The sequence below is a fragment of the Paracoccus wurundjeri genome (assembly GCF_030678915.1).
Taxonomy (GTDB): domain Bacteria; phylum Pseudomonadota; class Alphaproteobacteria; order Rhodobacterales; family Rhodobacteraceae; genus Paracoccus; species Paracoccus onubensis_A.
Genome location: NZ_JAUUTZ010000008.1, coordinates 92281 through 117413, shown reverse-complemented (window position 1 = coordinate 117413; position 25133 = coordinate 92281). Strand labels below are relative to the sequence as shown.

At 60.9% G+C, this 25133-nt stretch carries 26 protein-coding genes; 11 read left to right on the top strand and 15 right to left on the bottom strand.

The genetic code is table 11. From position 1 onward, the window contains the following. Positions 1 to 20 precede the first annotated feature (20 nt). Positions 21 to 695 carry a cell division ATP-binding protein FtsE gene (locus Q0601_RS10015; protein ID WP_305289781.1) on the bottom strand — a complete coding sequence of 225 codons (675 nt, stop codon included), beginning with the start codon at positions 693 to 695 and terminating at the stop codon, positions 21 to 23. Positions 696 to 787: 92 nt separating this feature from the next. Here Q0601_RS10015 and Q0601_RS10010 point away from each other — a divergent pair, with 92 nt between their 5' ends. After that, a complete protein-coding gene (locus tag Q0601_RS10010) occupies positions 788 to 1573 on the top strand; it encodes a zinc-ribbon domain-containing protein (RefSeq protein WP_305289679.1) in 786 nt (261 codons plus the stop codon). A gap of 24 nt (positions 1574 to 1597) precedes the next feature. Here the strand turns inward: Q0601_RS10010 and Q0601_RS10005 are convergent, their stop codons facing one another. From Q0601_RS10005 to argH, 4 genes are all read right to left on the bottom strand, one after another. Continuing rightward, positions 1598 to 4084 carry a DUF4175 domain-containing protein gene (locus Q0601_RS10005; protein ID WP_305289678.1) on the bottom strand — a complete coding sequence of 829 codons (2487 nt, stop codon included), beginning with the start codon at positions 4082 to 4084 and terminating at the stop codon, positions 1598 to 1600. Positions 4085 to 4149: 65 nt separating this feature from the next. After that, the gene (lysA, locus tag Q0601_RS10000; protein ID WP_305289677.1) at positions 4150 to 5415 is read right to left on the bottom strand and encodes a diaminopimelate decarboxylase; all 1266 of its coding nucleotides are present in this window, start codon (positions 5413 to 5415) and stop codon (positions 4150 to 4152) included. Then, the gene (locus tag Q0601_RS09995) at positions 5415 to 5555 is read right to left on the bottom strand and encodes a hypothetical protein (RefSeq protein WP_305289676.1); all 141 of its coding nucleotides are present in this window, start codon (positions 5553 to 5555) and stop codon (positions 5415 to 5417) included. Before Q0601_RS09995 ends, lysA begins: the two co-directional genes overlap by 1 nt. Beyond that, entirely contained in the window at positions 5552 to 6949 is a 1398-nt protein-coding gene (gene argH / locus Q0601_RS09990) for an argininosuccinate lyase (protein ID WP_305289675.1), read from the bottom strand. The genes Q0601_RS09995 and argH overlap by 4 nt, the downstream gene beginning before the upstream one ends. A gap of 21 nt (positions 6950 to 6970) precedes the next feature. On the opposite strand from argH, the gene Q0601_RS09985 reads away from it, so the two are divergent. Continuing rightward, positions 6971 to 7519, top strand: a complete 549-nt coding sequence (locus Q0601_RS09985) for a TlpA family protein disulfide reductase (protein ID WP_305289674.1) — start codon at positions 6971 to 6973, stop codon at positions 7517 to 7519. Here the strand turns inward: Q0601_RS09985 and Q0601_RS09980 are convergent. Further along, entirely contained in the window at positions 7494 to 8072 is a 579-nt protein-coding gene (locus tag Q0601_RS09980; protein WP_305289673.1) for a DNA-3-methyladenine glycosylase I, read from the bottom strand. The genes Q0601_RS09985 and Q0601_RS09980 overlap by 26 nt on opposite strands. Positions 8073 to 8170: 98 nt before the next feature. Here Q0601_RS09980 and Q0601_RS09975 point away from each other — a divergent pair, with 98 nt between their 5' ends. From Q0601_RS09975 to phbB, 3 genes are all read left to right on the top strand, one after another. Further along, a complete protein-coding gene (locus Q0601_RS09975; RefSeq protein WP_305289672.1) occupies positions 8171 to 8986 on the top strand; it encodes an EAL domain-containing protein in 816 nt (271 codons plus the stop codon). A gap of 127 nt (positions 8987 to 9113) precedes the next feature. Beyond that, positions 9114 to 10286: an acetyl-CoA C-acetyltransferase gene (locus Q0601_RS09970; RefSeq protein ID WP_305289671.1), complete on the top strand. Its 1173-nt coding sequence runs from the start codon at positions 9114 to 9116 to the stop codon at positions 10284 to 10286. Between the two features lie 89 nt (positions 10287 to 10375). Then, the gene (gene phbB, locus Q0601_RS09965) at positions 10376 to 11101 is read left to right on the top strand and encodes an acetoacetyl-CoA reductase (RefSeq protein WP_119751160.1); all 726 of its coding nucleotides are present in this window, start codon (positions 10376 to 10378) and stop codon (positions 11099 to 11101) included. 91 nt (positions 11102 to 11192) lie between these two features. On the opposite strand, the gene Q0601_RS09960 is transcribed toward phbB, so the two are convergent. Genes Q0601_RS09960 through Q0601_RS09950 form a run of 3 tightly spaced genes read right to left on the bottom strand, consistent with a single transcriptional unit; the run spans position 11193 to position 12377 of the window. Continuing rightward, positions 11193 to 11357 (bottom strand): YdcH family protein, encoded by a 165-nt coding sequence (locus Q0601_RS09960; protein WP_119751162.1) that lies wholly within the window; start codon positions 11355 to 11357, stop codon positions 11193 to 11195. Between the two features lie 59 nt (positions 11358 to 11416). Continuing rightward, positions 11417 to 12175 carry a tRNA1(Val) (adenine(37)-N6)-methyltransferase gene (locus Q0601_RS09955; protein WP_305289670.1) on the bottom strand — a complete coding sequence of 253 codons (759 nt, stop codon included), beginning with the start codon at positions 12173 to 12175 and terminating at the stop codon, positions 11417 to 11419. Continuing rightward, positions 12168 to 12377: a putative signal transducing protein gene (locus Q0601_RS09950; protein ID WP_305289669.1), complete on the bottom strand. Its 210-nt coding sequence runs from the start codon at positions 12375 to 12377 to the stop codon at positions 12168 to 12170. The genes Q0601_RS09955 and Q0601_RS09950 overlap by 8 nt, the downstream gene beginning before the upstream one ends. Positions 12378 to 12452: 75 nt before the next feature. On the opposite strand from Q0601_RS09950, the gene Q0601_RS09945 reads away from it, so the two are divergent. After that, positions 12453 to 13454 (top strand): polyprenyl synthetase family protein, encoded by a 1002-nt coding sequence (locus tag Q0601_RS09945; RefSeq protein ID WP_305289668.1) that lies wholly within the window; start codon positions 12453 to 12455, stop codon positions 13452 to 13454. Between the two features lie 115 nt (positions 13455 to 13569). Here Q0601_RS09945 and Q0601_RS09940 read toward each other — a convergent pair whose 3' ends face one another. Continuing rightward, positions 13570 to 14904 (bottom strand): ammonium transporter, encoded by a 1335-nt coding sequence (locus Q0601_RS09940; protein WP_305289667.1) that lies wholly within the window; start codon positions 14902 to 14904, stop codon positions 13570 to 13572. Positions 14905 to 15255: 351 nt separating this feature from the next. Between Q0601_RS09940 and Q0601_RS09935 the strand changes: the two genes are divergently transcribed. After that, positions 15256 to 17565 carry a transglycosylase domain-containing protein gene (locus Q0601_RS09935; RefSeq protein ID WP_305289666.1) on the top strand — a complete coding sequence of 770 codons (2310 nt, stop codon included), beginning with the start codon at positions 15256 to 15258 and terminating at the stop codon, positions 17563 to 17565. Between the two features lie 73 nt (positions 17566 to 17638). Then, positions 17639 to 18328, top strand: a complete 690-nt coding sequence (locus Q0601_RS09930; RefSeq protein ID WP_305289665.1) for a nitroreductase — start codon at positions 17639 to 17641, stop codon at positions 18326 to 18328. Here the strand turns inward: Q0601_RS09930 and Q0601_RS09925 are convergent. From Q0601_RS09925 to Q0601_RS09905, 5 genes are read right to left on the bottom strand one after another with little or no spacing between them, the layout of a single operon-like run. Then, a complete protein-coding gene (locus tag Q0601_RS09925) occupies positions 18318 to 19421 on the bottom strand; it encodes a thiolase family protein (RefSeq protein ID WP_305289664.1) in 1104 nt (367 codons plus the stop codon). The genes Q0601_RS09930 and Q0601_RS09925 overlap by 11 nt on opposite strands. Next, entirely contained in the window at positions 19421 to 20599 is a 1179-nt protein-coding gene (locus tag Q0601_RS09920; RefSeq protein ID WP_305289663.1) for an AMP-binding protein, read from the bottom strand. The genes Q0601_RS09925 and Q0601_RS09920 overlap by 1 nt, the downstream gene beginning before the upstream one ends. A gap of 16 nt (positions 20600 to 20615) precedes the next feature. Further along, positions 20616 to 21185: a biotin transporter BioY gene (locus tag Q0601_RS09915; RefSeq protein WP_305289662.1), complete on the bottom strand. Its 570-nt coding sequence runs from the start codon at positions 21183 to 21185 to the stop codon at positions 20616 to 20618. 1 nt (position 21186) lies between these two features. After that, on the bottom strand, positions 21187 to 21801 hold the full coding sequence (locus tag Q0601_RS09910) for a CbiQ family ECF transporter T component (RefSeq protein WP_305289661.1): 615 nt from the start codon (positions 21799 to 21801) through the stop codon (positions 21187 to 21189). Further along, positions 21776 to 22513: an energy-coupling factor ABC transporter ATP-binding protein gene (locus Q0601_RS09905; RefSeq protein ID WP_305289660.1), complete on the bottom strand. Its 738-nt coding sequence runs from the start codon at positions 22511 to 22513 to the stop codon at positions 21776 to 21778. Before Q0601_RS09905 ends, Q0601_RS09910 begins: the two co-directional genes overlap by 26 nt. A gap of 126 nt (positions 22514 to 22639) precedes the next feature. On the opposite strand from Q0601_RS09905, the gene trpC reads away from it, so the two are divergent. From trpC to Q0601_RS09890, 3 genes are read left to right on the top strand one after another with little or no spacing between them, the layout of a single operon-like run. Continuing rightward, positions 22640 to 23428 carry an indole-3-glycerol phosphate synthase TrpC gene (trpC, locus tag Q0601_RS09900; RefSeq protein ID WP_305289659.1) on the top strand — a complete coding sequence of 263 codons (789 nt, stop codon included), beginning with the start codon at positions 22640 to 22642 and terminating at the stop codon, positions 23426 to 23428. Beyond that, positions 23425 to 23898 carry a cyclic pyranopterin monophosphate synthase MoaC gene (moaC, locus tag Q0601_RS09895; RefSeq protein WP_305289658.1) on the top strand — a complete coding sequence of 158 codons (474 nt, stop codon included), beginning with the start codon at positions 23425 to 23427 and terminating at the stop codon, positions 23896 to 23898. Before trpC ends, moaC begins: the two co-directional genes overlap by 4 nt. Next, a complete protein-coding gene (locus tag Q0601_RS09890) occupies positions 23895 to 25073 on the top strand; it encodes a molybdopterin molybdotransferase MoeA (protein WP_305289657.1) in 1179 nt (392 codons plus the stop codon). Before moaC ends, Q0601_RS09890 begins: the two co-directional genes overlap by 4 nt. The last annotated feature ends 60 nt before the right edge of the window (positions 25074 to 25133 follow it).

The window sequence follows — 25133 nt, the reverse complement described above, 5'->3', positions numbered from 1 at the left end:
CGCACGGAATTCGCTCTGCCTCACAGTTCCGCCCCCGCCAGTTGCAACCCGCCGCCCGCGATCCGCAAAACCCGCGCCGAAACCTGCGCCTTGACGGCGCGTATGAGATTCAGATCATGGGTGGCGACCAGCACCGCCTTGCCGGTCTTGTTCAGTTCCACCAGTAACTGCATCAACCGCATCGACATGTCCCAATCCAGATTGCCCGTCGGCTCATCGGCAAGCACGACATCGGGTGACAGGATGACCGCCCGCGCAAGCGCCGCCCTCTGCCTTTCTCCGCCTGACAACGAAGGCGGAAAAGCCCGGGCATGCTGCGAAAGCTGAACCCAGCCCAGAAGATCGCGCATCGCCTCGATATCTGCGGGCTGCCCCGAAACGCTTAACGGCAGGGCGACATTTTCCGCCACAGGCAAATGGTCCAGAAACTGGGTGTCCTGATGCACCACGCCCACCCGGCGACGCAGCATGGCGATTCCGTCGCGCGACAACCCTGCGACATCCTGCCCGAAAACGCTCAGCTTCCCACCGCTGGGCAGAAGATCGGCGTAACACAGCCGGAGAAGCGTGGTCTTGCCCGATCCCGAGGGACCCGTCAGGAAATGGAACATGCCCGGCTGCAAGCTCATCGTCATTCCCGACAACAGTTCGGAGCCGGGCCGGTAGCCAAAGCTCACATCCTGCATCTCGATCAAACGCATTCTCCTGTATCTGTCCCGCGGCCTGCGGCTTGGAAGCCGGCCCTGCGCTTGATAGAACAGGCAGAGGACGAATGCGAGAGGGCGACATGGGTGAAATAAGGCTGCAATGTCCGGAATGCGGAACCGAGTACCACCTGCCCGAAGGAGTGATCCCAAAGGAGGGCCGGCAAGTCGAATGCACGTCTTGCGATCATGTCTGGCTGGCCTTCGCGGAAAAACGCGACTCTCCAGACAGTTCCGAAGACAAGACTGCCAGCGTCGAACAGGCGGATGAAGGCGATAAATCAGGCATTATCCGCTATGCCGCGCCGCATGGCTCTGCTTCCGGCGGAATGGAAACAAGCAATCCGCCCGGCGATTTTGAAACGCCCCCACTGGCTCGCCGTATTCCCGAAAGCGTTCTGAACATCCTGCGCGAAGAGGTCGAATTCGAAAGGCGTGCCCGTCAGGCGGAGATCACGGAAAATTCATCGGGCCAGCCGGATCACGACTGGCCCGCCACGACCATAACGGATTCCGGCCCTGTTCCGGATATCCGTGATCTTCCTCATAGTATTCCGCTTGACGACCCGCAGCCGGATCAGCTGCCCGCCCCTGCCATGCCATCCGCCGAGATTGCAGCCAAGCACATCGCCCCCGCTGCCCCGGCCGAAGCAACCCTCCCGGAAAAACATGGGCAGAACCGTGGTTATGTCACCGGGTTCGGAACCGCATTGGTCGCGGCGGCAATCGCATTCGGGCTTTATGTCATTGCGCCGGATTTCGCGAATAATGACCGTTTCGGCACACAGTTTTCACAATACCGCGAAATAGTCGATGCCGGGCGGGACTGGCTTCAGACCCAGACTTCCAGACTGACACAAGGCAATTGATCCGGCGTCAATCGGGATAGCGGATCAGAACCTATCCAGCAACCGCTCCAGATAATCCCGCTCGGCGCGCGGCCGTTCCTGATCGCCGCTGCGGCGCCGGATTTCATCAAGCAGGCTACGCGCCCGCGCCGCCGGATCGATTTCACCCTCTGCCAGGCGGCCATCGGGCGTGGTGACGTTCCCGTTGCTTGACTGCTCGCGGCCAAGCGGATCCAACATGCTTTGTCCCTCGCGGGAATCGGATTGACCGCTCCGCCTCTGTTCACCCTCTGGCGCAGCGGATTGCGATCCCGACCCTTCCTGACCACGGTCCGAATCGTCCCCTGTACGCCGCTGCCCGTCTTGCCCAAGCATATCGCCCAGGGCGCGCATCCCCTCTCGCATGGACTGGATCGCATCGGCCTGCCGCTGCATCGCCCCGCCCGGATCGCCATTGCGCAAAGATTCCTCGGCATCTTCCATGGCACGACCGGCATCATCCAGACGCTGGCGCGCATCGTCCCCCTGCTGCGTTCCCTCGCCGGGCAGAAGACCACGTTGCTGGCCCAGTTCTTCGCGCAATTCACGCTGACGCTGTGCCAGTTCTTCCGAATTACCCGAGGATTCCCCCTCGCCCCGACCGAATTGCTCCTGCATCTCGCGGAAGGCTTCGTCGGACAGGCGCTGCTGCTCACGCAGAGTATCGGCAAGACCATTCATCGAGCGATTGCCCTGCCCGTCCGACGACCCGTTCGGATCCCCGTCGTTCGTAACTTGCAGATTTTCCATCATGCGGTTGAACTGTTCCAGCAATTGCTGGGCTTCCGCCATACGGCCCTCATTCATGAGTCGCTGGATCTCATCCATCATCTGCTGGATCTGATCGCCGGTAATCTGCTGCCGTTCCTGATTTTTAGTGAATCTTTCGGCCGGATCGGCCTTCCCCTGCTCGGCCAGCATTTGGGTGTAAGCGTCGGTCGCCTCTTTCAACTCGTTCATCAGCCGCTGGACCTCGTCCGGGCTGGCGCCGTTGCGGATCGCTTCGGACAGCTTTTCCTGCGCCTGTTTCATCCGTTCCAAAGCATCGGCCAGCCCGCCGTCCTCAAGCTGCACCGCCGCTTTCCACAAAGCCTCGGCCAGCTTGTCACGCTCGGCCTCATCCAGTGGTCCGGCTTCCAGAATCCGCACCGCGCCGCGCAATTGCAGGTATAACCCCTCTTCCACAAAGCCCTGGGGCTGCCAGGTCACGGCACGCAATATTTCGGCACTGCGTTTCGCATTCTCTCGCGACCACAGCAGATCGCGGCGAATCTCGATCAGGGCCGCAGCCAGAGGATCGAAGAACCGCCGTCCCGGCAGCACCATCGACTCCGGCTCGGCCGTTCCCTCCTGCCCGATCCCATCGACGGCCTGCAAGCTCAACCGAACAGGCAGATTGGCCCATGGGTGGCGCGAGAGATCCTCGACCAGTTGCCCGCTCATCCGGGATGGATCCCCTGAACGCGGAAGGGGAAGCTCCAGCGCGATGGCTTCGCGCGGCTCGGGCTCGACTGCCAGCCCATATTGCCGCGACACATTTTCCATATCCAGAGATATCAGAGCCTTGGCGGAAACAACTCCATGATCGTCCTCGGCCTCGAAAGGCTGAACCATACGGCCATCGGCGCGCCGGGATGCGGAATCGCCTGCACGAATGACCGGCGGCTGATCCGGCAGAACGGTAACCTCGAAACGCCGCCCGGCAATCTCGAACGTGCCGGAGTTTTCCGCCGTGATGTCACCGGCGCGAATCTCATCCCCCAACGCCGCGCCGATATCCTGTGTGACCTGCGACTCCTCGTCATACTGGCGGAAGCTGATTACCGAGCCCTTGGGTAATGTCAGCATTTCGCCCTCGGGCAGCGCGTTCAGATAGATCGTCGGACGGCGGGTATAATCTGGCGGTTTGGCCCAGCCTTCCCATGTAGGACCGCTTGCCATGTCGTCCGCCTGCCCGGCCGGACGACTGATCGTCGCGGCAAGAGCTGAAACCCCCTGCCCCATCTGCTCGGTACCGCCGAAGATCAGCGCCATGACCAAAGCGACCAAGGCAGCAAGCCGCAACGCGTATGGATCGCGCCGCGTCAGCCCCGCATCGGGCCGCACCGCCCGCGCCACCGCCGCTCGTTCCTGCATCTGCGTCAGATGCGCCTGCCAAAGCTCCCCCTCGCCGCCGATCGCGGCCCGATCCCGCAACGCGGTCAGAGGACGTCCGGGCAAGGTCCGATCCAGCCGCTCGACCACCTCGGTTTCACGCACATGCCGATATCGCAGCCCGCCCCAGATCGCAGCAGCCAGCAAGGCGATCAGCGCGCCCCCCACCAGCCAAAGCAGGCCCGGAACCGGCATAGCCGCCACACCCCCAAAGGCGAAGATCGCGAAGAAACAGGCCAGCAGCCCGGCCAGTGGCCAGAAGGCACGCGCCGCCCGCTCCCATATCATGCCCAGCCGGGTCAGGTGCAAAGCGCGGCCGATCCGCCCTTTCTTCTTCATCCAAACACCCCGGGGGTCCGTGGGCAGCGCCCCCGCCTTGGTTCTTTCTTGCTTCCTGTGCCGCCTCAGAGCCATGAGGGGATGCTATCGCGCGCCAGCATTTCCTCAAATGTCGGTCTTGCCCTGATGACGGCGAATTGATCGCCTTTCACCAACACCTCGGGGACCAGAGGGCGCGAATTATATTCCGATGCCATCACCGCCCCGTAAGCTCCGGCAGAACGGAATGCGACCAGATCGCCCCCGGCCAAAGCCGGAAGCTCCACCCCTTTCCGGAAAGTATCGCCGGTTTCGCAGATCGGGCCAACCACATCGAAAGCCTGCAATTCCGCGCCCAAAGCAGGTTCCGCCACCGGCACGATATCGTGATGGGCGCTATACATCGCCGGGCGCAACAGGTCGTTCATGGCGGCATCCACGATCAGGAAATCGCGCCCCTCACCCTCTTTCAGGTAAATCACGCTCGCCAGCAGAATCCCGGCATTGCCGACGATGTTCCGTCCCGGCTCGATCTCGATCTCGCAACCCAGATCGCCCACCGTCTCGCGAATCACCTGCCCGAATTCGATGGGCAGCGGCGGGGCGTTATTGTCGCGGCGATAGGGGATCCCCAGCCCACCCCCAAGATCCAGCCGGGAAATCGCATGACCGTCATCTCGCAGGGCGCGGGTCAGGTCGGCCACTTTGCTGTAAGCCTGACGATAAGGTTCCAGATCGGTCAGTTGGCTGCCGATATGCACGTCGACGCCCAGCACCCGCAGCCCCGGAAGCTCTGCCGCCTCGGCATAGACCTGCCGCGCCCTGGCGATCGGGATCCCGAACTTGTTTTCCGATTTTCCGGTGGCGATCTTCTCATGGGTCTTCGCATCCACATCCGGATTCACCCGAATGGCTATGGGCACCTCGGTCCCCATCGATACGGCAAGCTCGGACAAGGCCCGCATCTCGGGTTCGCTCTCGATATTGAACTGACGGATACCGCCTTCGATGGCCTGCCGCATCTCGGCCAGGGTCTTGCCCACGCCCGAGAACACGATCCGTTCACCCGGCACACCCGCTGCCCGGGCGCGCGCGTATTCTCCCCCCGAAACGACATCCATGCCCGCGCCCAGATCACCCATCAGTTTCAGCACGGCAAGATTGGAATTCGCCTTGACCGCAAAACAGACAAGGTGATCGGTCCAGTCCAGCGCCTGCCGGAACAGGCCGAAATGCCGGGTCAGGGTCGCGGTGGAATAGACATAGACCGGCGTGCCGACCTGTTCCGCGATCCGGTGCAGCGGCACGTCTTCGGCATGGAGTGCGCCGTCATGATAGTTGAAATGATCCATCAGAGATCTGTGACCGTACCAACCGTTGCATAACCGGACACCGTCACGCCCGAGTGTGACTGCGCGGCCGGTCTTTCGGGCGGGCCGTCCACCCCGCAGGCAGCTACTGCGGAAATTGCCAGAAATGCCAGAATTCTCATGCCAGTTTCTCCTTCCAGCGTGCAATTTGGGCCCGCACCTGATCGGGGGCCGTTCCGCCATAGCTTTGACGCGAGGCAACCGAATTGTGAACACCCAAAACGGAATAGACCGATTGGTTGATGGCCCCGTGAACCGATTGCATCTCGGTCAGCGACAAATCATCAAGATCGCAGCCCTTCGCTTCGGCCAGTGCCACCAGTGAACCGGTGACATGATGCGCGTCGCGGAACGGCAAACCGGCGTCGCGCACCAACCAGTCGGCAAGATCGGTCGCGGTCGAGAAACCGCTTGATGCCGCCGCCTCCATGTTCGCGCGATTGGCTGTCAGGTCGGAAAGCATCCCGCCCATCGCCGCCAAAGCCAGCAGCAGATGGTCGGCGGCATCAAAGACCTGCTCCTTGTCTTCCTGCATGTCCTTGGAATAGGCCAGCGGAAGCCCTTTCATCACCGTGAACAGCGCCACCGTCGCACCGAGGATACGGCCGATCTTGGCCCGGATCAGTTCGGCGGCATCCGGGTTGCGCTTTTGCGGCATGATGCTGGAACCGGTAGACCACTTGTCCGACATCGACACAAAGCGGAACTGCGCCGAGGACCAGATCACCAGTTCCTCCGCCAGGCGCGACAGGTGAACGGCGCAGATCGACGACGCCGACAGGAATTCCAGCGCGAAATCCCGGTCGCTTACCGCATCAAGGCTGTTGGCCATTGGGCGGTCGAAGCCCAGCGCCTTTGCCGTTGCTTCCCGGTCAAGAGGATAGCCGGTACCCGCCAGCGCCGCCGCCCCAAGAGGCGATTCGTTCATCCGGCGACGCGCGTCCTCGAAACGGGACAGGTCGCGCCCGAACATCTCGACATAGGCCATCATGTGATGGCCCCATGTCACCGGCTGCGCGGTCTGCAGATGGGTAAAGCCGGGCATGACCCAATCCGCGCCCGCCTCGGCCTGCGACAAGGCCGCGCGGATCAGCGCATGCAGCCCCTTGGTCGCGGCATCGCATTGATCACGCACCCACAGCCGGAAATCCGTCGCCACCTGATCGTTGCGCGAACGCCCGGTATGCAGACGGCCCGCAGGCTCGCCGATCAGATCCTTCAGCCGCGCCTCGACATTCATGTGAATATCCTCAAGCGTGGTACTAAAAGGAAAATTCCCGGCCTCAATCTCTGACAAGACCGTGAGAAGCCCTTCCCCGATCGCGGTTGCATCGTTATCGCTGATGATGCCTTGTGCTGCCAGCATGGCGGCATGGGCCCGGCTGCCCCGGATATCCTGGGCGTAGAGTCGCCGGTCGAATCCGATCGAGGCGTTGATCGCCTCCATGATCGCATCCGGCCCGGAGGCGAAGCGCCCGCCCCACATGCTGTTGGCGGCATCCTTGCGGTCGGTCATTGTCAGTCCTTCGGAGGTCAAATGCTGCGTTCCGTCCTGCTTTATACGGCACTGGTTTTAGGTGCAAATGGCGCATTCGCCGGAGAAGTCGACTGGCAAGCCGCCAAGGAGGGCGGGCTGGTCAAACTGGTCCCAAGCGAGGATGCCGCACCGCTGCCCGAAACCACATTCACCGATCCGGATGGCAATGAACACAGTCTTGCCGATTACGAAGGCAAGGTCGTGCTGCTGAATTTCTGGGCCACATGGTGCGCCCCCTGCCGCGAGGAAATGCCCTCGCTGGACGCTCTGCAATCCGAACTCGGTGGCGAGGATTTCCAGGTCGTGACCATTGCGACGGGCCGGAATCCCCCTGAACAGATCGATGATTTTTTCAAGGAAACCGGTGTCCAGAACCTTCCTGTTCTGCTGGATCCCAAGCAGAAACTGTCGCGCGAGATGGGCGTGGTGGGCCTGCCCGTCTCGGTTCTGATCGATCGCGAGGGCGTCGAGGTCGCGCGGCTTCTGGGCGATGCGGACTGGTCAGGCGAGGCCGCGAAAGAGGTTATCCGGCAACTGACAGCGCCCTGACCGGTGCATGACAGGGGCAATCGGTGACATGGTCGTTCACCATGCCCGTCGCCTGCATGAACGCATAGGTGATCACCGGGCCGCAGAAATTGAAACCACGCTTCTTCAGTGCCTTGGACATATTCAGGGATTCGGCCGTATCGGTCGGCACGTCAGCCAGCGACGCAAAGCCGTTTTGAATCGGGCTGCCACCCACGAAGGACCACAGGAAGGGCGAAAAACCTTCGCTCTCCTCGATCTCCAGAAAAAGCTTCGCGCCCCGTACGGTCGCGGCGATCTTGCCGCGATGGCGAATGATACCGGGATTCGTCAATGCCTTCTCGATCCGGGCCTCGTCCCAGCGCGCCACGCGCTCGGGGTCGAAACCGTCGAATTCCTCGCGGAAATTCTCGCGCTTGCGCAGAATGGTGATCCAGCTCAGGCCCGCCTGAAACCCGTCCAGAACCAGCTTTTCCCATAGAGCGCGGCCGTCATATTCGGGCACCCCCCATTCGGTATCGTGATAGGCGACATAAAGCGGATCCTCCCCGCACCAGCCACATCTCTTGTTCATATATTGTTTACTCCGAGTCCAGATTTTCTGCCCATAAGCGCGGAATTACGTAATCATAACAGGAATTCAAAGTAACCCACCCGATTGATGAGGCCGATGTGAGCGATACGATCAACCGCGATGATTCACCGCTGAATTATGTGATCAGCCAGCAAAGCCGCTTTACCCTTTCCTCGGTCCGCAACGCAGTCGAGCATGGCAAAGGCTTCCTGGCCTTTCAGCCGATTGTACAGGCAAGGCAATCACAACGCATCGCGTATTACGAAGGGTTGATCAGGATCGCGGACGAGACGGGCCGTCTAGTGCCTCTGAAGGATTTCATGCCCTATGCGGAAACCACCGAATTAGGCAGACAGATCGATTGCCTCGCGCTCTCGCTGGGCCTGCAGGCCTTGGAAGAAGAACCGGCGTTACGGCTTGCGGTCAACATGTCAGCCCGATCGATCGGCCACCCCGAATGGAACCGCATCCTATACGAAGGAGTCCGGCGCAATCCCCAGACCTCGGAACGGCTGATCCTCGAAATCACCGAAAATTCGGCAATGGAATTGCCGCAACAGGTCAATAAATTCATGCGCGAAATCCAGCAATACGGAGTCAGTCTGGCTTTGGATGACTTCGGTGCCGGCTATACCTCCTTTCGCTACTTGCGGGATTTCTGTTTTGACATGGTGAAGATCGACGGCCAATTCATCCGCAGAATCGCCAAACAACCGGACAATCAGGTTCTGACGCGGGCCCTGCAATCGATCGCATTACATTTTGACATGTTCACGGTGGCCGAATCGGTTGAAACGGCGGATGATGCCGCTTTCCTGATCGAGTTGGGAATTGATTGCCTTCAGGGCTTCTATTTCGGCGCGCCAACCCTTGCGCCACCTTGGAAAAAGCCTTCCGCAGCCGCGTGGTACTGACGGTAGGTTTTGCCGGTGTCCCCCGGCCTTTGGTCGAAAGCGTCGCCCGTAGCTTGACGCGATACCCTGAAACCGCATTCTAGGGAGGACCGCCGGGATCCCCGGCATTGATCCGAAGGAGCCAAACATGACCAAAGCCGTAATCGTATCCGCCGCCCGCACCCCGGTCGGCAGTTTCCTCGGCTCATTCGCAAATATCCCCGCACATGATCTGGGGGCCGCGGTTCTGAAAGAGGTTGTCGCCCGCGCGGGTGTTGATCCCGCGGAAATCAACGAAACCATTCTTGGGCAGGTGCTGACGGCCGGACAGGGTCAGAACCCTGCACGGCAAGCGCATATCAATGCCGGTTTACCGGTGGAATCCGCGGCGTGGCTGATCAATCAGGTTTGTGGTTCGGGCCTGCGCGCGGTTGCCCTGGCCGCGCAGCAGGTGATTCTGGGCGATGCCGGTATCGTTCTGGCAGGCGGACAGGAAAGCATGTCGCTGGCGCCCCACGCCTCTCATTTGCGGGCCGGTCAGAAGATGGGCGATATGAAGATGCTGGATACCATGATCGTTGACGGGCTATGGGACGCCTTCAACAATTACCATATGGGGCAGACGGCGGAGAATGTGGCCGAGCAATGGTCCATCGACCGCGATCAGCAGGACGAATTCGCCGTCGCGTCACAAAACAAGGCCGAAGCCGCGCAAAAAGCCGGTAAGTTCGACGACGAGATCCTCGCCTATACCGTCAAGACCCGCAAGGGCGAGGTCACCGTGGGCAAGGATGAATATATCCGCCACGGTGCCACACTGGACTCCATGCAGAAGCTGCGCCCGGCATTCACCCGTGATGGCTCCGTCACGGCTGCAAATGCCTCGGGCCTGAACGATGGTGCCGCTGCGGTCATGGTCATGTCCGAAGACGAGGCGAATCGCCGTGGTCTGACCCCTCTGGCGCGAATCGCTTCCTATGCCACGGCGGGCCTTGATCCCGCCATCATGGGTACCGGCCCGATCCCGGCCAGCCGCAAAGCGCTTGAGAAAGCGGGATGGAAGGTCGGTGATCTGGATCTGGTCGAGGCGAATGAAGCCTTTGCCGCACAGGCCTGTGCCGTGAACAAGGATATGGGCTGGAATCCCGAAATCGTGAATGTGAATGGCGGCGCGATCGCGATCGGCCACCCTATCGGTGCATCGGGCTGCCGGATTCTGAACACCCTGCTGTTCGAAATGAAGCGCCGCGACGCCAGGAAGGGCCTCGCAACCCTGTGCATCGGTGGCGGCATGGGCGTCGCCATGTGCCTTGAGCGGTGATCCGAAAATTCTGCGCGCAATTATCTTGCGCGCAGAATGTATTTTCGGTAGCAAGATTTTAAACGAGTTGAACAGAAAGTGGGGAGCACATGTCGAGAACGGCGTTGGTCACTGGAGGAACGCGCGGAATTGGCGCAGCTATTTCAAAGGCTTTGAAAGACGCCGGGTATAGCGTCGCCGCCAATTACGCGGGCAATGACGAAGCCGCTGCGAAATTCACCGAGGAAACCGGGATCAAGACCTATAAATGGTCGGTCGCGGATTATGATGCCTGCGCCTCGGGTATCAGACAGGTGGAAGATGAGCTTGGCCCCATTGCCGTGCTGGTAAACAATGCCGGCATTACGCGCGACGCAATGTTCCACAAGATGACCCCCCAGCAGTGGAAAGAAGTGATCGACACCAATCTGACCGGGGTATTCAACATGACCCACCCCGTTTGGGGCGGGATGCGCGATCGCAAATTCGGCCGCGTCATCAATATCAGTTCAATCAATGGGCAAAAGGGGCAGGCCGGACAAGCCAATTACTCGGCCGCCAAGGCGGGTGATCTGGGCATTACCAAGGCGCTTGCGCAGGAAGGGGCCCGGGCGGGCATTACGGTCAATGCCATTTGCCCCGGTTATATCGGAACCGAAATGGTCCGGGCCATTGATGAAAAGGTTCTGAATGAACGGATCATCCCGCAGATCCCCGTCGGCCGGCTGGGCGAGCCCGAAGAAATCGCGCGCAGTGTCGTTTTCCTTGCCTCGGATGACGCGGGCTTCATCACCGGCTCGACCATCACGGCGAATGGCGGTCAGTTCTTCGTCTGACCCGAAGCGATAGCAGAAACCACATGGCCCGCGCAATTCGCGCGGGCCATCGTTATTTCCATTGTCATTTCAGTCCAACAATTCGGCAGGATCAGTGCGACAGCCGGGAAATCTCTTCCTTGAGGCGCAGCTTTTCACGTTTCATCTCGACAATTTCAAGATCATTGCTACCCGGTCTTTTTTGTGCCTTTTCAACAGCATCCGAGAGCATTTGATGTTTCTTGCGAAGTTCTTCAACGTGGGAAGCAACCGACATCGCGTCCTCCTTTATATGTGTAGCGAACATTCCGATTGCAGCACAGAACATCGATTCTGTCACGAATCTTTCGCATCATGCCAAAGGATCGGTTTACCTTCGCGAAGAACTGCCGAAGCCGCCGCAGAAAAATCCTCTCCGTCCCGTAAATGCCTGGGCGCGTCATGCATGATGAACGGGGCAAGCAGCCGCAGCGCAGTACGCGATTCTTTACGGGCGGTCACGATGATTCGCCCGGCGTCTTGTCCCGCCCGGGCGGTAATCGGCAATATCGCGATTGCTCCTGCACGCCCATGCAAGGCAGTCAGAAGCGTTTCCAACCGGTCAGCCCGCTGAATGACCGTCAGCACCCCTTTTGGACGCAGACGCCGCAAGGCCGCGCCGATCCAGGCCTCCAGCGGAGTGACCTCTTGCCGCGCGGCGCTGCGCCCGGCATCGGAAGCCTCCGTGCCAGCCCTGAAATAGGGCGGGTTGGCGATGACGTGATCATAGTTTTCCTGTCGCAGCTCTGACGGCATCCGGGAAAGATCGCCGGTCACGACATGCAGGCCGATCCCATTCGCCCGGGCATTCCGCAGCGCCAGATTGGCGTAGTCCGCTTGCTGTTCCAGCCCGCTCAGGCGAAGTAAAGGCACCCGCCAGCCCAGGCACAGACTCGCAACCCCGGCCCCGCAGCCAAGTTCCAGCACGCTGTCGCCCGGTTTCGCCGGGCAGGCCGCCGCCAGCATCACCGCATCGGCACCCGAACGATACCCGCGCGCAGGCTGAAGAATGGTCAGCCGCCCGCCAAGGAAACCGTCTTCCCGCAGGTCACTCATCCAACCCTACATCGCGCAGAATACTGCGGGCCATGAATTCGTCGCGATCCGCGACCATGATCCGTCGGGGAAGAATCCCGATCGAGCCATCCAATATGCTCATATGCCCGTCCATTTCGAAGGTAATTATACCTTCCTGCTCCAACAGGCTGACTGCGCTGGAAATTCTGACGGGATCGTTGCTGCGAAACAGTTCTTTCATCGCTAAAATCATATGTTGCGGTTGCGCAATTGTCGATAGCATGGCAATGCGTTCGCCCAGAAACGGGGAATGGTCATGGGCGTGAACGAAAACGTTCTTAAACCGCTGGATCGTCTGGCGTCCGAGCTGTCGGCCGAGATGGAGGCCGTCAACGCGTTGATCCGCGCACGGATGTCCAGCCGCCATGCGCCGCGCATCCCCGAGGTCACCGCCCATCTGATCGAGGCCGGGGGCAAGCGGTTGCGCCCCATGCTGACTTTGGCGGCGGCGAAGCTGCTGGATTATCCGGGCGCGTATCATATCCATCTGGCCGCCACCGTGGAATTCATCCACACGGCCACTTTGCTGCATGACGATGTCGTCGATGAAAGCCGGCAGCGTCGCGGGCGGCCTACCGCCAATCTGCTCTGGGACAACAAATCCTCAGTTCTGGTCGGCGATTATCTCTTTGCCCGCAGTTTCCAGCTGATGGTCGAACCGGGCAACCTGCGCACATTGGAGATCCTTGCCAATGCAAGCGCCACCATTGCCGAGGGCGAGGTGCTGCAACTCACCGCAGCGCAGGATCTGAAGACCGATGAATCAATCTATCTTCAGGTGATCCGCGGCAAGACCGCCGCGCTGTTCTCGGCCGCGACCAAGGTCGGCGGCGTGATCGCGAACGCACCGGAACAGCAGGTCGAGGCGTTGTTCGATTATGGCGATGCTCTGGGGATCGCCTTTCAGATCGTCGATGATCTTCTGGATTACGGCGGTGCGACAGAAACCATCGGTAAAAATATCGGCGATGATTTCCGTGAACGCAAACTGACGCTGCCGGTCATCAAGGCCGTTGCGCAGGCCGATAACGAAGAACGGGCCTTCTGGTCACGCTGCATCGAAAAGGGCGATCAGCACGAGGGTGATCTGGAACATGCCCTGACCCTGCTAAGCCGACACGGTGCGATGGATGCCGCGCGGGCGGATGCGCTCGCGTGGGCAGAGCGGGCCAAATCAGCACTCGCCGCCCTGCCCGGCCATCCCATTCGCGAGATGCTGTCGGATCTGGCGGATTTCGTCGTCAGCCGGGTTGCCTGATATCCTTTCGGACTGATCGTGCGATTTATCTGTGGATCTGTTCGGGATGCCATCTGCAAAATCCAAGAGCGGACCGGTCCTCCGGCCCGCCCCCGGCGAAAAGCGATTGCTATTCCTATTTTGCCTGTATGAAATCCGGATAGGCTTCCATGCCCATCTCGCTTACATCCAGCCCGGTAATCTCGGCTTCCGGGGTGACCCGGATTCCCATCGTCGCCTTGAGGATCATCCAGATCGCGAAACTGGTGACAAAGGTAAATACGCCGATCACCACGATCCCGAAAATCTGCGTGCCAAAACTGGTGTCCGGGTTCGAAGCTGGCACGATCAGCGTTCCCCAGATGCCGGCAACCAAATGAACGGGAATCGCGCCAACCACATCATCGATCTTCAGCCTGTCCAGCACCGGCACGACAAGCACAGCAAGCGCCCCGCCCACGGCACCGATCAGGACAGAGCCGAAAATCGAGGGAAACAGCGGTTCGGCCGTGATCGAGACAAGCCCCGCCAATGCGCCGTTCAGCACCATGGTCAGGTCGATCTTGCCGTAAAGCACATGTGTCAGAGCAATCGCCGCAATCACACCCGCTGAGGCCGCCATATTGGTATTCACGAAAATCCGGCTGACATCCGCGGCATCATTGACAGAGCCGATCGCAAGCTGCGAAGCGCCATTGAAGCCAAACCAGCCCAGCCACAGAATAAATGTCCCCAATGTGGCAAGTGCAAGATTCGATCCCGGAAGCGGCTGCATCCGTCCATCCGCACGGTATTTACCCTCTCGGGCGCCAAGGACAATTGCCCCGGCCAGCGCCGCAAAGCCTCCGGTCGCATGCACCAGCGTCGAGCCCGCGAAATCAGAGAATCCCATCTCGCTCAGGAAGCCGCCGCCCCATTGCCAGCTTGCCTCGATGGGATAGATCAGCCCGGTCAGAATCACTGTGAAGATCATGAAGGGCCAAAGCCTGATGCGCTCGGCCAGGGTACCCGACACGATCGAGGCCGTAGTGGCACAGAACATCAGTTGAAAGAAGAAGTCTGATCCAGCGGAATACCCCCCCGCGACATCACCTGCGCCAACGGGATCGAGACTGACGGGGCTGAAAAATGTCCCGATGACGCCCGCAATCGTCCAGGTATCGTCGCTTGGATACATGAGATTGTAACCGATCAGCCAATACATCAGCCCGGCGATGGCAAAAAGCGAGACATTCTTGAAAAGCTGGACCGTGACATTCTTCGAACGCACCAGCCCCGCCTCAAGCATTGAAAAGCCTGCGGCCATCCACATCACCAGGAAACCGCCGATCAGGAACAGCAATGTATTGAAGACATAGGCGACATCTGCACTGACGGGGGCAGCGGCCTCCGTCGCGGCGGCGTCCTGCGCGAATGCAGGCAGAGCAAATGTCATGGCCAATGCCGCGAGTATCGGGGGAGTCTTTTTCATCTCGTTCACCTGTCTGCGTTTAAAGCCGCCGGACCGGCCGCCTTTCAGCATGTTGATCGACAAAGCAGGGCAGATTGAGCAAGCACGCCGATGTCCCAAACCTGTCGGTTCCGCGATTTGCTTGTTTATTATGCAGCTATCCGAGGATTTGCGCATGAAACGTGCAGTTCCGGCTTCTTTCGAACCCGGTCTGCCGCAAATTTTCGCGAAGGCCGCAAAACTCGTCGTTGCGGGATTTCGCTGGGTCATCACGGATTGTTCAGCGTAATTCCCTATTGGAACCTTCTCATGTATGCTTGCATTTTATATGGCCCCAATAATCGGCCAGGAAACGAGCAGGCATAATCAGGCATGAAACAACCTACGGGCACTCCAACGCGCAAGGGCCGCAGTCCGGTTGCGGATAAACGCACCCCCGCACCGGCCGACAAACCCACGAAAGTGAAGCGCAAATCCCGCGGTGGGAAACCCCCTCGCAGGGGCAATGTGGTGTTGCGCGGAATTTCCGGCACTTTCAGCCTGATATGGCGTGTGATCTGGGGCTCGGCCTGGCGTCTCGGGATGGTCGTATTCCTGATCATCGGTGCGGCAACCGCTTATTTCTACAGTGGCCTGCCCACGGCGCAGGAACTTTTCGACGCGCGCGCCCGTGGCTCGGTCACGATGCTCGACCGGAACGGTAAAGTCTTTGCCTGGCGCGGCGAAACCTTCGGCACCGTGGACAGCGACCAGATTGCGCCGGTGCTGAAACATGCCGTCATCGCCACCGAGGATAAACGCTATTACCTCCATCCCGGCATCGATCCGCAGGGTATCGCCAGCGCCATCAAGATCAACCTCGCTTCCGGACGCGGCCCGCTGGAAGGCAATGGTGGCTCGACCATTACCCAACAGGTCGCGAAGCTTCTGTGTCTGGGCGACAGTTTCGATCCGATTCGCTGGAAAAACGAAGCGGAATTCGAGGAAGATTGCCGCGTTTCCAGCCTGTGGCGGAAAGTGAAGGAAGTCCCCTTCTCCTTTGCGCTTGAGTTGAAATATTCCAAGGACGATATTCTCAATATCTACATGAACCGCTCTTATCTCGGAGCGGGCGCCCGCGGCTTCGAAGCCGCCAGTCAGCGTTACTTCAACAAATCCGCATCCGAGGTCAACGCGTCCGAGGCGGCGATGCTGGCCGGGCTGCTGAAAGCGCCCAGCTATTTCGCTCCGACAGCCAATCTTGAACGCAGTCAGGGACGCGCCGGGACGGTTCTGGATCTGATGCATAATCAGGGTTTTCTGGACGACACGCAGCTTGCCGAAGCCAAGGCGCATCCGGCAGTCCTGTCTCAGGCGGCAGCCGCGCGGGCCGGAGGATATTTCGCCGATTGGGTGATGGATACCGGCCCTGGCTTCCTGACGTCGGAAACGACCGAGGATGTCACGCTGCAAACCACCTTTGATCAGGACGTCCAGAAGATTGCCGAAGGTGCCGTCAAGCGGATCTTCGATGAAAAGGTCAAGGATGACAGCAAGGCCGAAGTCGCGGTTGTCGTCATGTCGGCTGATGGCGCAGTGCGGGCCATGATCGGCGGACGGGATACGACCGTGAATGGTGCCTTCAACCGTGCCATTCAGGCCAAACGGCAGACCGGTTCCAGCTTCAAGCCCTTTGTCTACGGGGCGGCGCTTGAAGCGGGCTATTCGCCCTCGGATGTGGTGCAGGACGGTCCGCTGACGATCCACATCCCGGGTGGCAAGGATTGGTCGCCAAAGAACTATACGCGCAGATATCACGGCAATGTCACGCTGACGGATGCCTTGAAGAATTCGCTCAACACCGCCACGATCCGCTTGCAGGAAGCCGTGGGACGTGACGAGGTTCGCCGCGTGGCGCATGATTTCGGGATCGTCAGCAATCTGACCACAAGCCCTTCGCTTGGGCTGGGCGCATCCGAAGCGACCTTGCTGGAATTGACCGGCGCATATGCCGGGATTCGCAATGGTGGGACCTCGGTCGCGCCTTACGGCGTGGTCGAACTCAAGATCCATGGCGACGATCAGCCCCTGATGGGTCAGCTTGGCGGTCTGGGCGAACGCGTGATAAGTCAGCGTGCGGCAGGGCAATTGATCTATATGATGCAGCAGGTGATCCAGTCCGGCACCGGCGGACGCGCCAAACTGGGCGACCGCGCCATCGCCGGCAAGACCGGGACCACCAGCAGCTATCGCGACGCATGGTTCGTCGGCTTCTCCGAACAATATGTAACCGGCGTCTGGATGGGCTATGACGATAACACCCCTCTGGCCGGTGTGACGGGCGGCGGCTTGCCTGCCGAGATCTGGCAGGCAGTGATGGCCGATATCCACAAGGACCTGCCCAAACTGCCATTGTCCACGGTTTCCCCCGATGGCAGCGGGATCATCGTTTCGAGTGGCGGCAACACCCCGAAAGTCGTCACCTCCGGTTCCGCGGACGATCCGCTGGCCTCGGCCCTGGCAGGGGCGATGCAGAACGCGGAAGGCCAGCGGCAGGCGCAGGGCGGAAGAATGGTCACGGCACCAACCGAGGTGCAGGGCGGCGGCGGTGGCGGCGGGACCGCTACGGAAGGCTCGTCTTCATCATCAAGTTCGGATGACGCGCTCAGCCGCGCCTTGAACGGTATTCTGGGCGGAAACTGATATGGACTTCTGCAGCAAGGGCCGCCGTTTCCCGATGGATCGTAAGCAAAGCTGATCTTGCGTTAGGGGGCGCATGAACCGAACTGACTTGCAGCGGCTTCTTGCGCGCCGTCGCTCGATCCGGGCCTATACCAGCGATCCGGTCGCGCGCGAAGATATCGAAACGATCCTGCGCCTTGCCCGCACCGCGCCAAGCGGTGCCAATCTGCAGCCGGGTCGGTTTCATGTCCTGACCGGGAAGGCGCTGGGCAGTCTTGTCAACGCGCTCGCATCCGCTATCGCGGCCGGGGAACCCCAAAGCAGGGAATATTCCTATTTCCCCGACCCGATGCCCAAAATGCTGCGTGCCCGGCAAGTGGCGGCAGGATACGCCCTTTACAATGCGCTTGGCATCGAACGCCGGGATCTTGACGCGCGGCGGCGGCAATTTCAGCGGAATTACGCATTTTTCGACGCTCCGGTCGGGATCGTCATCACCATCGACAGAGACATGGGCAAGGGCTGCTTCATGGATCTGGGGATGGCGGTGATGGCCCTGCTGCTGGCTGCTGAAGATCTGGGCTATGGGACAACCGGGCTCGGAGCTTTGGCGCATTACGGCCCGGTAGTGCATCGCCATCTTGACCTGCCCGAGGATGAATTGGTCGTGTGCGGGATTGCCCTTGGCGTGGCCGACCGGAATGCCGACGCGAATCAGGTAAGGACCGAACGCGAAGACCTGTCCGTCTTCGCAGAGTTCCACGGGTTCGACGCTAGGTCCTGAGCAAGAGCGCAGTTCCCAACCCGCCCGCAGCGGCAATAGCGGCAAGCCCGTATCCCTCGCGCCGCCGCAATTCATGGACCAGCCGCACAGCATTGATCGCGCCCGATGCACCGATGGGATGGCCACGGGCAAGCGCCCCGCCACCGGGATTGACGATTGCGGGATCGATCCCGGCCTGTTGCTGGCAGGCGATGGCCTGAACCGCAAAAGCCTCCATGATCTCGGCGCAGGCAAGATCGCCGGGGGTAAGCCCGGCTTCCTCCAGCGCCGCCTCTATTGCAGCGACCGGCGCAAGGCCAGGCAGTTCGGGGTCATCGCCAAGGGTTCTGCCTGCAAGGATCGCCGGACCGGAGAGGCCCAGATCTTCGGCCAGCCGATCCACAACAAGGATGCAAATCGCTGCGCCATCCGCCGCGGCCGCGGTTGTCGCGGATGTGACACTTCCCGCCAAGGGCCGGGTCCGCGCACAAAGCCGATGGGTCAGATGGCGGGCATAGCTATCCGCCGTTGCGCCTTCCAGTGGCAGGATTTCGGTCATTGGCTGTGCGGCAAGTGCCTTTGCATGGCTGGCAATGGCCCATTCCTCCTGCGCCTCACGCGATATGCCAAAGCGCCGCGCCAAAGTATCGGCAGCGGCAGGCATCAGCGGATCGCGGTCGGGCCAGGGCGTGAAAGGCGGCTGGTCATATGGTTGCGCTGCACCACCGTCCGGATCGGTGCGCAGCCGCAAGGGGCGGCGCGAATAGCTTTCCACGCCGCCGGCAATGACGATATCATGCAGCCCCGCGCAGATCATCGCATCACCCAACAAGATCGCATCCAGCCCGGCGCAGCATTGCCGGTCGATCGTCAGTCCCGCCACCTTCTCGGGCAAACCTGCCGCAAGCGCGGCAATCCGGGCCGGGTTTCCCCCTGCCCCAAGCGCATTGCCCAGAATGACCTCACCCACCCGCTCCGGTTCGAGACCGGCATCGCGCAGCGCCGCCTGCATCACCGTCGCGGCAAGTTCATGCATCTCCAGCGACCGGAAGCCACCGCCCCTTGGCAGGACGGCGCTGCGCCTTGCCGCGACGATATGGCTGCGACGACGCATCATGTCTCTTCGGCAAATCGTTGCAGTGCCAGCAGATCGGGCTTGCCCGAAGGCAGCATCGGCATCTGCCCGAGAAATTCGATCCGCCTAGGGGTAGAAAGCGGGCCAAGCGCATCGCGGCACTTCGTCAGTATCAATTCGGCCGTCAGGCCGTCGCTGCCGCCTTCCACGAAACCGATCACGGCATTTCCCCGCATCCGGTCACGAACCGAGACTGCCGCGCATGAACGCGCCCCGCATATGCCGGCCATGATCCTCTCGATATCTTCAAGGAATACGTTCACATCGGCCACCGTCACCATCCGCGATTTGCGCCCGCGCAGAACAAGATTTCCGGCACCATCCAGCCAGCCGATTTCACCCACCGTCAGGAACCCATCGCGCCATCTGGTATCGACGCTGCCTTCGCCGTCATATCCGTCGAACAGATAGGGGCTGCGCAGCCAGATCTCGCCTGTATTCCCAAGTCGCAGGTCCACATCCGGATAAGGCCGCCCCACCGATCCCGTTGGGGTATCCGGTCCCGAGATGGAAATGAAACTGGTCTCAGCGGCACCGTAGAATTCGTAAATAAGGGCATTGGGGAAAAATGCCGCGAACTCTTCGCGTTCACCGGGGGCAAGCAAGCCGCCTCCGCAGATCACATGCCGGATGCGGTCAAGCCGGGCGGCACCGGCCCGGCACAGGAGCCGGATTTGCGCCGGTGTCGCATACAGAACGCTAGCTTTGCCGACCCGTATAGCTTCGACCTGCCTGCGAGGACCATCCCCGCCAAGCGCCAGAACATTCGCTCCAAGATGCACAGCCTCGGTCACCGCGTAAAGCGATAGCGAATGCCCAAGATGCCCCAATACCGCGTAGCAATCATGGCTCCCAAGGCCGAAAAGCGAGCGGTTCACCTCGAAACTTGCAATCCATGAGGCGTGGCCGCGCCGGATCGTCTTGGCCCGCCCGGTGCTGCCCGAACTCTGGCAGAGCAGAAGGGGGCCACATTCCCGTGCCGCCGCGATAACCACCATGCTCTCCTGCCGGGCATGGATCGGCACCTGCCGGTCGATACAGTCAAGCAGCGCAGCGATTGCGGGACGGTTCTGCTCGCGGGAACCGCAGGAAAGAATCAGGCTTTCAACGGACCGGGAAAACCAGCGGTTCTGCCGATCTGCCCCGGTTCCGGTCATGAACCTCCCCGCGGCCTTAACGGAAGATATGGCTGACGGGGGCACGATACCAGGGCAACATCTGCGGGCGCAGTCTGGCAATGGCAGCAACCAGCATCCCGCACAGACCGGCCTTCAGTAGATCGCCCAGAACGAAAGCGCTGTTCAGCAAGGCGGCCTCGGTCAGGCTTTTGTTCAGCACGATCGCCATGCCGATGGTGCCAAAAGCGTACATCACGACGATTCCGCCGATAAATGCCCCGATCCCTGCATTGACGCCCGGCGGCAGGCGGTGCAGCTTCTCGACCACAAGGCCGGTCACGAAGGCTGCGACGGGAAACCCGACCACAAACCCGACCGTCGGTGAGGCGAATACGCCAAGCCCGCCCCGCCCTCCAGCAAGCAGCGGCAGGCCAAGCGCAGCGGCGAAAACGAACAGCAATACCGCCAGCCCGCCCTGGCGGGATCCAAGCACCGCCCCGGCCAGCATCACGCCAAGACTTTGCGCCGTGATCGGCACGCCGAAGCCAAGGGTGATCGCGGGGATCAGGCCGAGTATCGCGATCAATGCCGCGAAAAGGGCAATGCGGGCAAGGTCTTTTTCCATCCTAGTTCTCCTGTTCCGGCAGGGCTCCGCCCCTTGCCTTAAGGGCTTCGCCTACCCGGTCCGCATCGTCAAGCGCCATCAGCATCATCGGCAATACGATCCGGTAATTCGCCCGGCGCAACGAACGTGCCCGCCAGGACTGATGCATCTGCCCGGCCCGCAGGGTCAGCACCGGGACAAAGCGGATCAACAGCGGCAGCACGATTTCCAGAGGCGCAGTCGAAACACCCAGCCGCCGCAGTGGCGACGACATCCAGCGAACCACATCCATCAACGCGGTGAGAGAGGTTGTCATCGTCACAAGATTCGCCAAGGCGACCGCCGTGACCATGCGCATGATCGTCTTGATCCCCCCGGCGGGATCGCCCGTGACCAGATGCCAGATCAGCACGATGACGACAAAGGGGATCAGCACCCGCAGATGCCCTAGCCCCTCGCGCAGGAACACCATTCCCGGCAAACAGTAAAGCAGCAGGGCAAAGGCAAACGCGGCGGCCTGAAAGCCAATATTCCCGATGACGAACAGCAGCATCGTGGCCACGCAAAGCGCCGCCAGCTTGGTACCGGCGCGCCAGCCATGCGCCCATGTCCTAACCGGCGAGGAGAGAGAGATCATCCCCGCCTCCGATCCGCACCATCTCCTGCGTGAAATCCTGCAGGACCTGACGCGCAACGCCACTGGCCCGCAAATGCCCCCGGTCCAGCCAGAAGACCTGATCGTATTCCTCAAGGTCGCGCGTGTCATGCGTGATATGCAGCAACCGCGTCCCCGCATCGTTCAGATGCCGGGTTAGTTGCATCCGCGTGGGAATATCCAGCCCGGCGAAAGGCTCGTCCAGCACCAGCAACCGGGGACGCATCGCCAGAACCGACATCATGCAAACCAGATGTTTCTGCCCCTGAGACAGCGCATGGATCGGCGCGTCCTGCCAATGCGCCTTGCCGAACTGCGCAAGAACCTTTTGCGTCCCGGTAACCGCATCCGCTTTGCTGGCGCCAAGCTGGCGCAGGCCGAAGCCGATTTCCTCGCCCACTGTGGGAAAGATGATCTGATGTTCAGGGTTCTGGAACAGGATTCCAACGGTGCGGATCGCGGCCCGGCGGTCTTTATAAACATCCACGCCCTCGATCCTGATCTGGCCCTCTGACGGTTCCAGCAGGCCCGCGATCAGCCGCGCCAATGTGCTTTTGCCCGAACCGTTCCGCCCGATCACGCCAATCCGCATCGCCTCGGAGCGGACAGAGACGCCGGCCAGAACCGGCATATCGTTGATCCGGTAACCGACATCTTCCAGCAGAACCGGACTATCGGCCGATGAAATCGCCATATGGGCTTTCCTGAGATAGGTCACGGGCTGTAAGGATAACGGGATAAGCCTCACCCGCCCCAACGTCCAGCCCAAACCCGAACCCTGCCCCTTCCCTCGCCGCCCGCCCGGAGTTAGAACCGTATCATGAACATTCTCGAAAAGATCAAAGCCTATAAGCTGGAAGAGATCGCCGCGGCGAAGGCGGCGCGCCCTCTGGCCGATATCGAGGCCGTCGCTCGTGCAGCGTCCGCGCCACGAGGTTTCGCCCGCGCCCTGACCGACAAGGCCGTGACCGGACCGGCACTGATTGCCGAAATCAAGAAGGCCAGCCCCTCGAAAGGTCTGATCCGCCCCGATTTCGATCCACCGTCTCTGGCCTGCGCTTATGCCGAAGGCGGAGCGGCATGCCTGTCGGTCCTGACCGATGCGCCCAGCTTTCAGGGCGCGCCCGAATTTCTGGCCGCTGCCCGCGATGCCTGCGACCTTCCCGCATTGCGCAAGGATTTCCTCTATGACACCTATCAGGTGGCCGAGGCGCGGGCATGGGGCGCGGATTGCATCCTGATCATCATGGCCTCGGTCGATGATGTTCTTGCCGCCGAGTTGGAGAATGCCGCAATTCATTGGGGCATGGATGTGCTGATCGAGGTCCATGATGCAGCCGAACTCGACCGTGCCCTTATGTTGAAATCCTCGCTTATCGGAATAAATAATCGTAATCTCAAGACATTCGATGTCACTCTTGATGTGACACGCGAGCTTGCTCCGCGCATTCCCGACGACCGCGATATCGTCTGTGAAAGCGGGTTGTTCACCCCTGCCGACCTGTCCTCGATGATGGAGGTCGGCGCTCGTCGCTTCCTGATCGGGGAAAGCCTGATGCGTCAGGACGACGTCGCCACCGCCACCCGCAACCTGCTGGCCCCGACATGAGCCTGACGCATTTCGACAAATCCGGTCAGGCGCATATGGTCGATGTCTCGGGCAAGGCCGAAACCGCGCGTGAGGCCGTGGCAGAGGGCTGCGTGATCATGTCGCCTGAAACACTGGCGCTGGCGCAAGGCGGGGCGGCGAAGGGTGACGTTATGGGCGTCGCGCGGCTTGCCGGGATCATGGGGGCCAAGCGCACCTCTGATCTGATCCCGTTATGTCACCCCCTGCCGATCTCGAAAGTCGCGCTGGATCTGCAGCCCGATCCCGACCTGCCCGGCATCCGCGTCATGGCAACGGTCCGCACCACGGGCCGCACCGGTGTCGAGATGGAGGCCCTGACTGCGGTCACCACTGCCTGCCTGACCATCTATGACATGCTCAAGGCCGCCGAAAAGGGAATGCGGATCGAAAATATCCGATTGCTGCGCAAAAGCGGCGGAAAATCCGGTGATTACGAGGCAAATTCATGATTTCTGTCAATGAGGCGCTTGACCGGGTTCTGGCATTGGCGAATCCGCCCGAAGGCGAAAGCGTACCCCTTGAGCAGGCCGCAGGCCGGGTTTTGCATGCGGCAGCGATATCCCGTCTGACTCAGCCCCCCTTCGATTCAGCGGCGATGGACGGCTATGCCTATCGCCATGCGGATCAGGGGCAACCGCTTCGCGTTATCGGCGAATCCGCAGCCGGGCATCCCTGGACCGGGACGCCGGCCCCCGGCACCGCGATCCGCATCTTTACCGGCGCTGCGGTTCCGCCCGGCTATGACCGCGTCGAGATGCAGGAAAATACCCGGCGCGACGGCGATATGCTGACCATCACCGAACCATCGGCAGGGGCGCATATCCGCAGCCGGGGCTGCGATTTCAGTGAAGGCGACCGGGTCGAGCCGGGGCGGGTTCTAACCGCCGCGGATATCGCGCTTCTGGCGGGGATGAACCTGCCGCAGATCACAGTCGCGAAACGCCCAAGGGTTGCGGTGCTGGCCGGCGGCGACGAATTGATCCGGCCGGGCGAAAATCCCGCCGCGGGGCAGATCATCTGCTCGAACGATCTTGCCATCGCCGCCATCGCCCGCGCCGCCGGGGCCGAAGCTGAAATCCTGCCGATTGCCCGCGATACCGAAGACAGCATTCGCGAAAGCTTCGATCGCGCGAAGACCTCCGATCTTCTGGTCACCATCGGTGGTGCCTCGGTCGGTGATCACGATCTGATCGGCAAGGTCGCGGGCGCTTTGGGAATGGAACGCTCTTTCTACAAGATCGCCATGCGTCCCGGAAAGCCCCTGATGGCAGGAAAAATTTCCGAGATGGCAATGCTAGGTCTTCCGGGAAATCCTGTATCTGCAATTGTTTGCGCGACATTGTTCATGCGCCCCCTTATTCATGCGATGCAAGGGCTGCCATTACAGCGACCGATCCGCCGCGCCCGGCTGACCGCCGGGCTGCCGCCCGAGGGAGACAGGGAACATTACCTGCGCGCACAGCTTTTCCCCGGAGATGATCTTCCGGCGATTACCGCTTTCGACAAACAGGATTCCTCGTTGCTTTCGGTTCTGTCAAAAGCGGACGCGCTGCTGATCCGGCCTCCGCATGATCCCGCGCATAAAGCGGGTGAAATAGTGGAATACATGCCGCTGTTTCACTGATCGTTTACCGCGATCAGCAATGACAGGGCCAAACAGATTGACGCGGCGCCCTGGCTCGTG

What these genes read in the sequence shown, in the direction of transcription:
- Q0601_RS10010 (WP_305289679.1), top strand. Translation starts at nt 788, where the DNA reads ATGGGTGAAATAAGGCTGCAATGTCCGGAATGCGGAACCGAGTACCAC.
- Q0601_RS10005 (WP_305289678.1), bottom strand. Translation starts at nt 4,084, where the DNA reads ATGAAGAAGAAAGGGCGGATCGGCCGCGCTTTGCACCTGACCCGGCTG.
- lysA (WP_305289677.1), bottom strand. Translation starts at nt 5,415, where the DNA reads ATGGATCATTTCAACTATCATGACGGCGCACTCCATGCCGAAGACGTG.
- Q0601_RS09995 (WP_305289676.1), bottom strand. Translation starts at nt 5,555, where the DNA reads ATGAGAATTCTGGCATTTCTGGCAATTTCCGCAGTAGCTGCCTGCGGG.
- argH (WP_305289675.1), bottom strand. Translation starts at nt 6,949, where the DNA reads ATGACCGACCGCAAGGATGCCGCCAACAGCATGTGGGGCGGGCGCTTC.
- Q0601_RS09985 (WP_305289674.1), top strand. Translation starts at nt 6,971, where the DNA reads ATGCTGCGTTCCGTCCTGCTTTATACGGCACTGGTTTTAGGTGCAAAT.
- Q0601_RS09980 (WP_305289673.1), bottom strand. Translation starts at nt 8,072, where the DNA reads ATGAACAAGAGATGTGGCTGGTGCGGGGAGGATCCGCTTTATGTCGCC.
- Q0601_RS09970 (WP_305289671.1), top strand. Translation starts at nt 9,114, where the DNA reads ATGACCAAAGCCGTAATCGTATCCGCCGCCCGCACCCCGGTCGGCAGT.
- phbB (WP_119751160.1), top strand. Translation starts at nt 10,376, where the DNA reads ATGTCGAGAACGGCGTTGGTCACTGGAGGAACGCGCGGAATTGGCGCA.
- Q0601_RS09960 (WP_119751162.1), bottom strand. Translation starts at nt 11,357, where the DNA reads ATGTCGGTTGCTTCCCACGTTGAAGAACTTCGCAAGAAACATCAAATG.
- Q0601_RS09955 (WP_305289670.1), bottom strand. Translation starts at nt 12,175, where the DNA reads ATGAGTGACCTGCGGGAAGACGGTTTCCTTGGCGGGCGGCTGACCATT.
- Q0601_RS09950 (WP_305289669.1), bottom strand. Translation starts at nt 12,377, where the DNA reads ATGAAAGAACTGTTTCGCAGCAACGATCCCGTCAGAATTTCCAGCGCA.
- Q0601_RS09945 (WP_305289668.1), top strand. Translation starts at nt 12,453, where the DNA reads ATGGGCGTGAACGAAAACGTTCTTAAACCGCTGGATCGTCTGGCGTCC.
- Q0601_RS09940 (WP_305289667.1), bottom strand. Translation starts at nt 14,904, where the DNA reads ATGAAAAAGACTCCCCCGATACTCGCGGCATTGGCCATGACATTTGCT.
- Q0601_RS09935 (WP_305289666.1), top strand. Translation starts at nt 15,256, where the DNA reads ATGAAACAACCTACGGGCACTCCAACGCGCAAGGGCCGCAGTCCGGTT.
- Q0601_RS09930 (WP_305289665.1), top strand. Translation starts at nt 17,639, where the DNA reads ATGAACCGAACTGACTTGCAGCGGCTTCTTGCGCGCCGTCGCTCGATC.
- Q0601_RS09925 (WP_305289664.1), bottom strand. Translation starts at nt 19,421, where the DNA reads ATGCGTCGTCGCAGCCATATCGTCGCGGCAAGGCGCAGCGCCGTCCTG.
- Q0601_RS09920 (WP_305289663.1), bottom strand. Translation starts at nt 20,599, where the DNA reads ATGACCGGAACCGGGGCAGATCGGCAGAACCGCTGGTTTTCCCGGTCC.
- Q0601_RS09915 (WP_305289662.1), bottom strand. Translation starts at nt 21,185, where the DNA reads ATGGAAAAAGACCTTGCCCGCATTGCCCTTTTCGCGGCATTGATCGCG.
- Q0601_RS09910 (WP_305289661.1), bottom strand. Translation starts at nt 21,801, where the DNA reads ATGATCTCTCTCTCCTCGCCGGTTAGGACATGGGCGCATGGCTGGCGC.
- Q0601_RS09905 (WP_305289660.1), bottom strand. Translation starts at nt 22,513, where the DNA reads ATGGCGATTTCATCGGCCGATAGTCCGGTTCTGCTGGAAGATGTCGGT.
- trpC (WP_305289659.1), top strand. Translation starts at nt 22,640, where the DNA reads ATGAACATTCTCGAAAAGATCAAAGCCTATAAGCTGGAAGAGATCGCC.
- moaC (WP_305289658.1), top strand. Translation starts at nt 23,425, where the DNA reads ATGAGCCTGACGCATTTCGACAAATCCGGTCAGGCGCATATGGTCGAT.
- Q0601_RS09890 (WP_305289657.1), top strand. Translation starts at nt 23,895, where the DNA reads ATGATTTCTGTCAATGAGGCGCTTGACCGGGTTCTGGCATTGGCGAAT.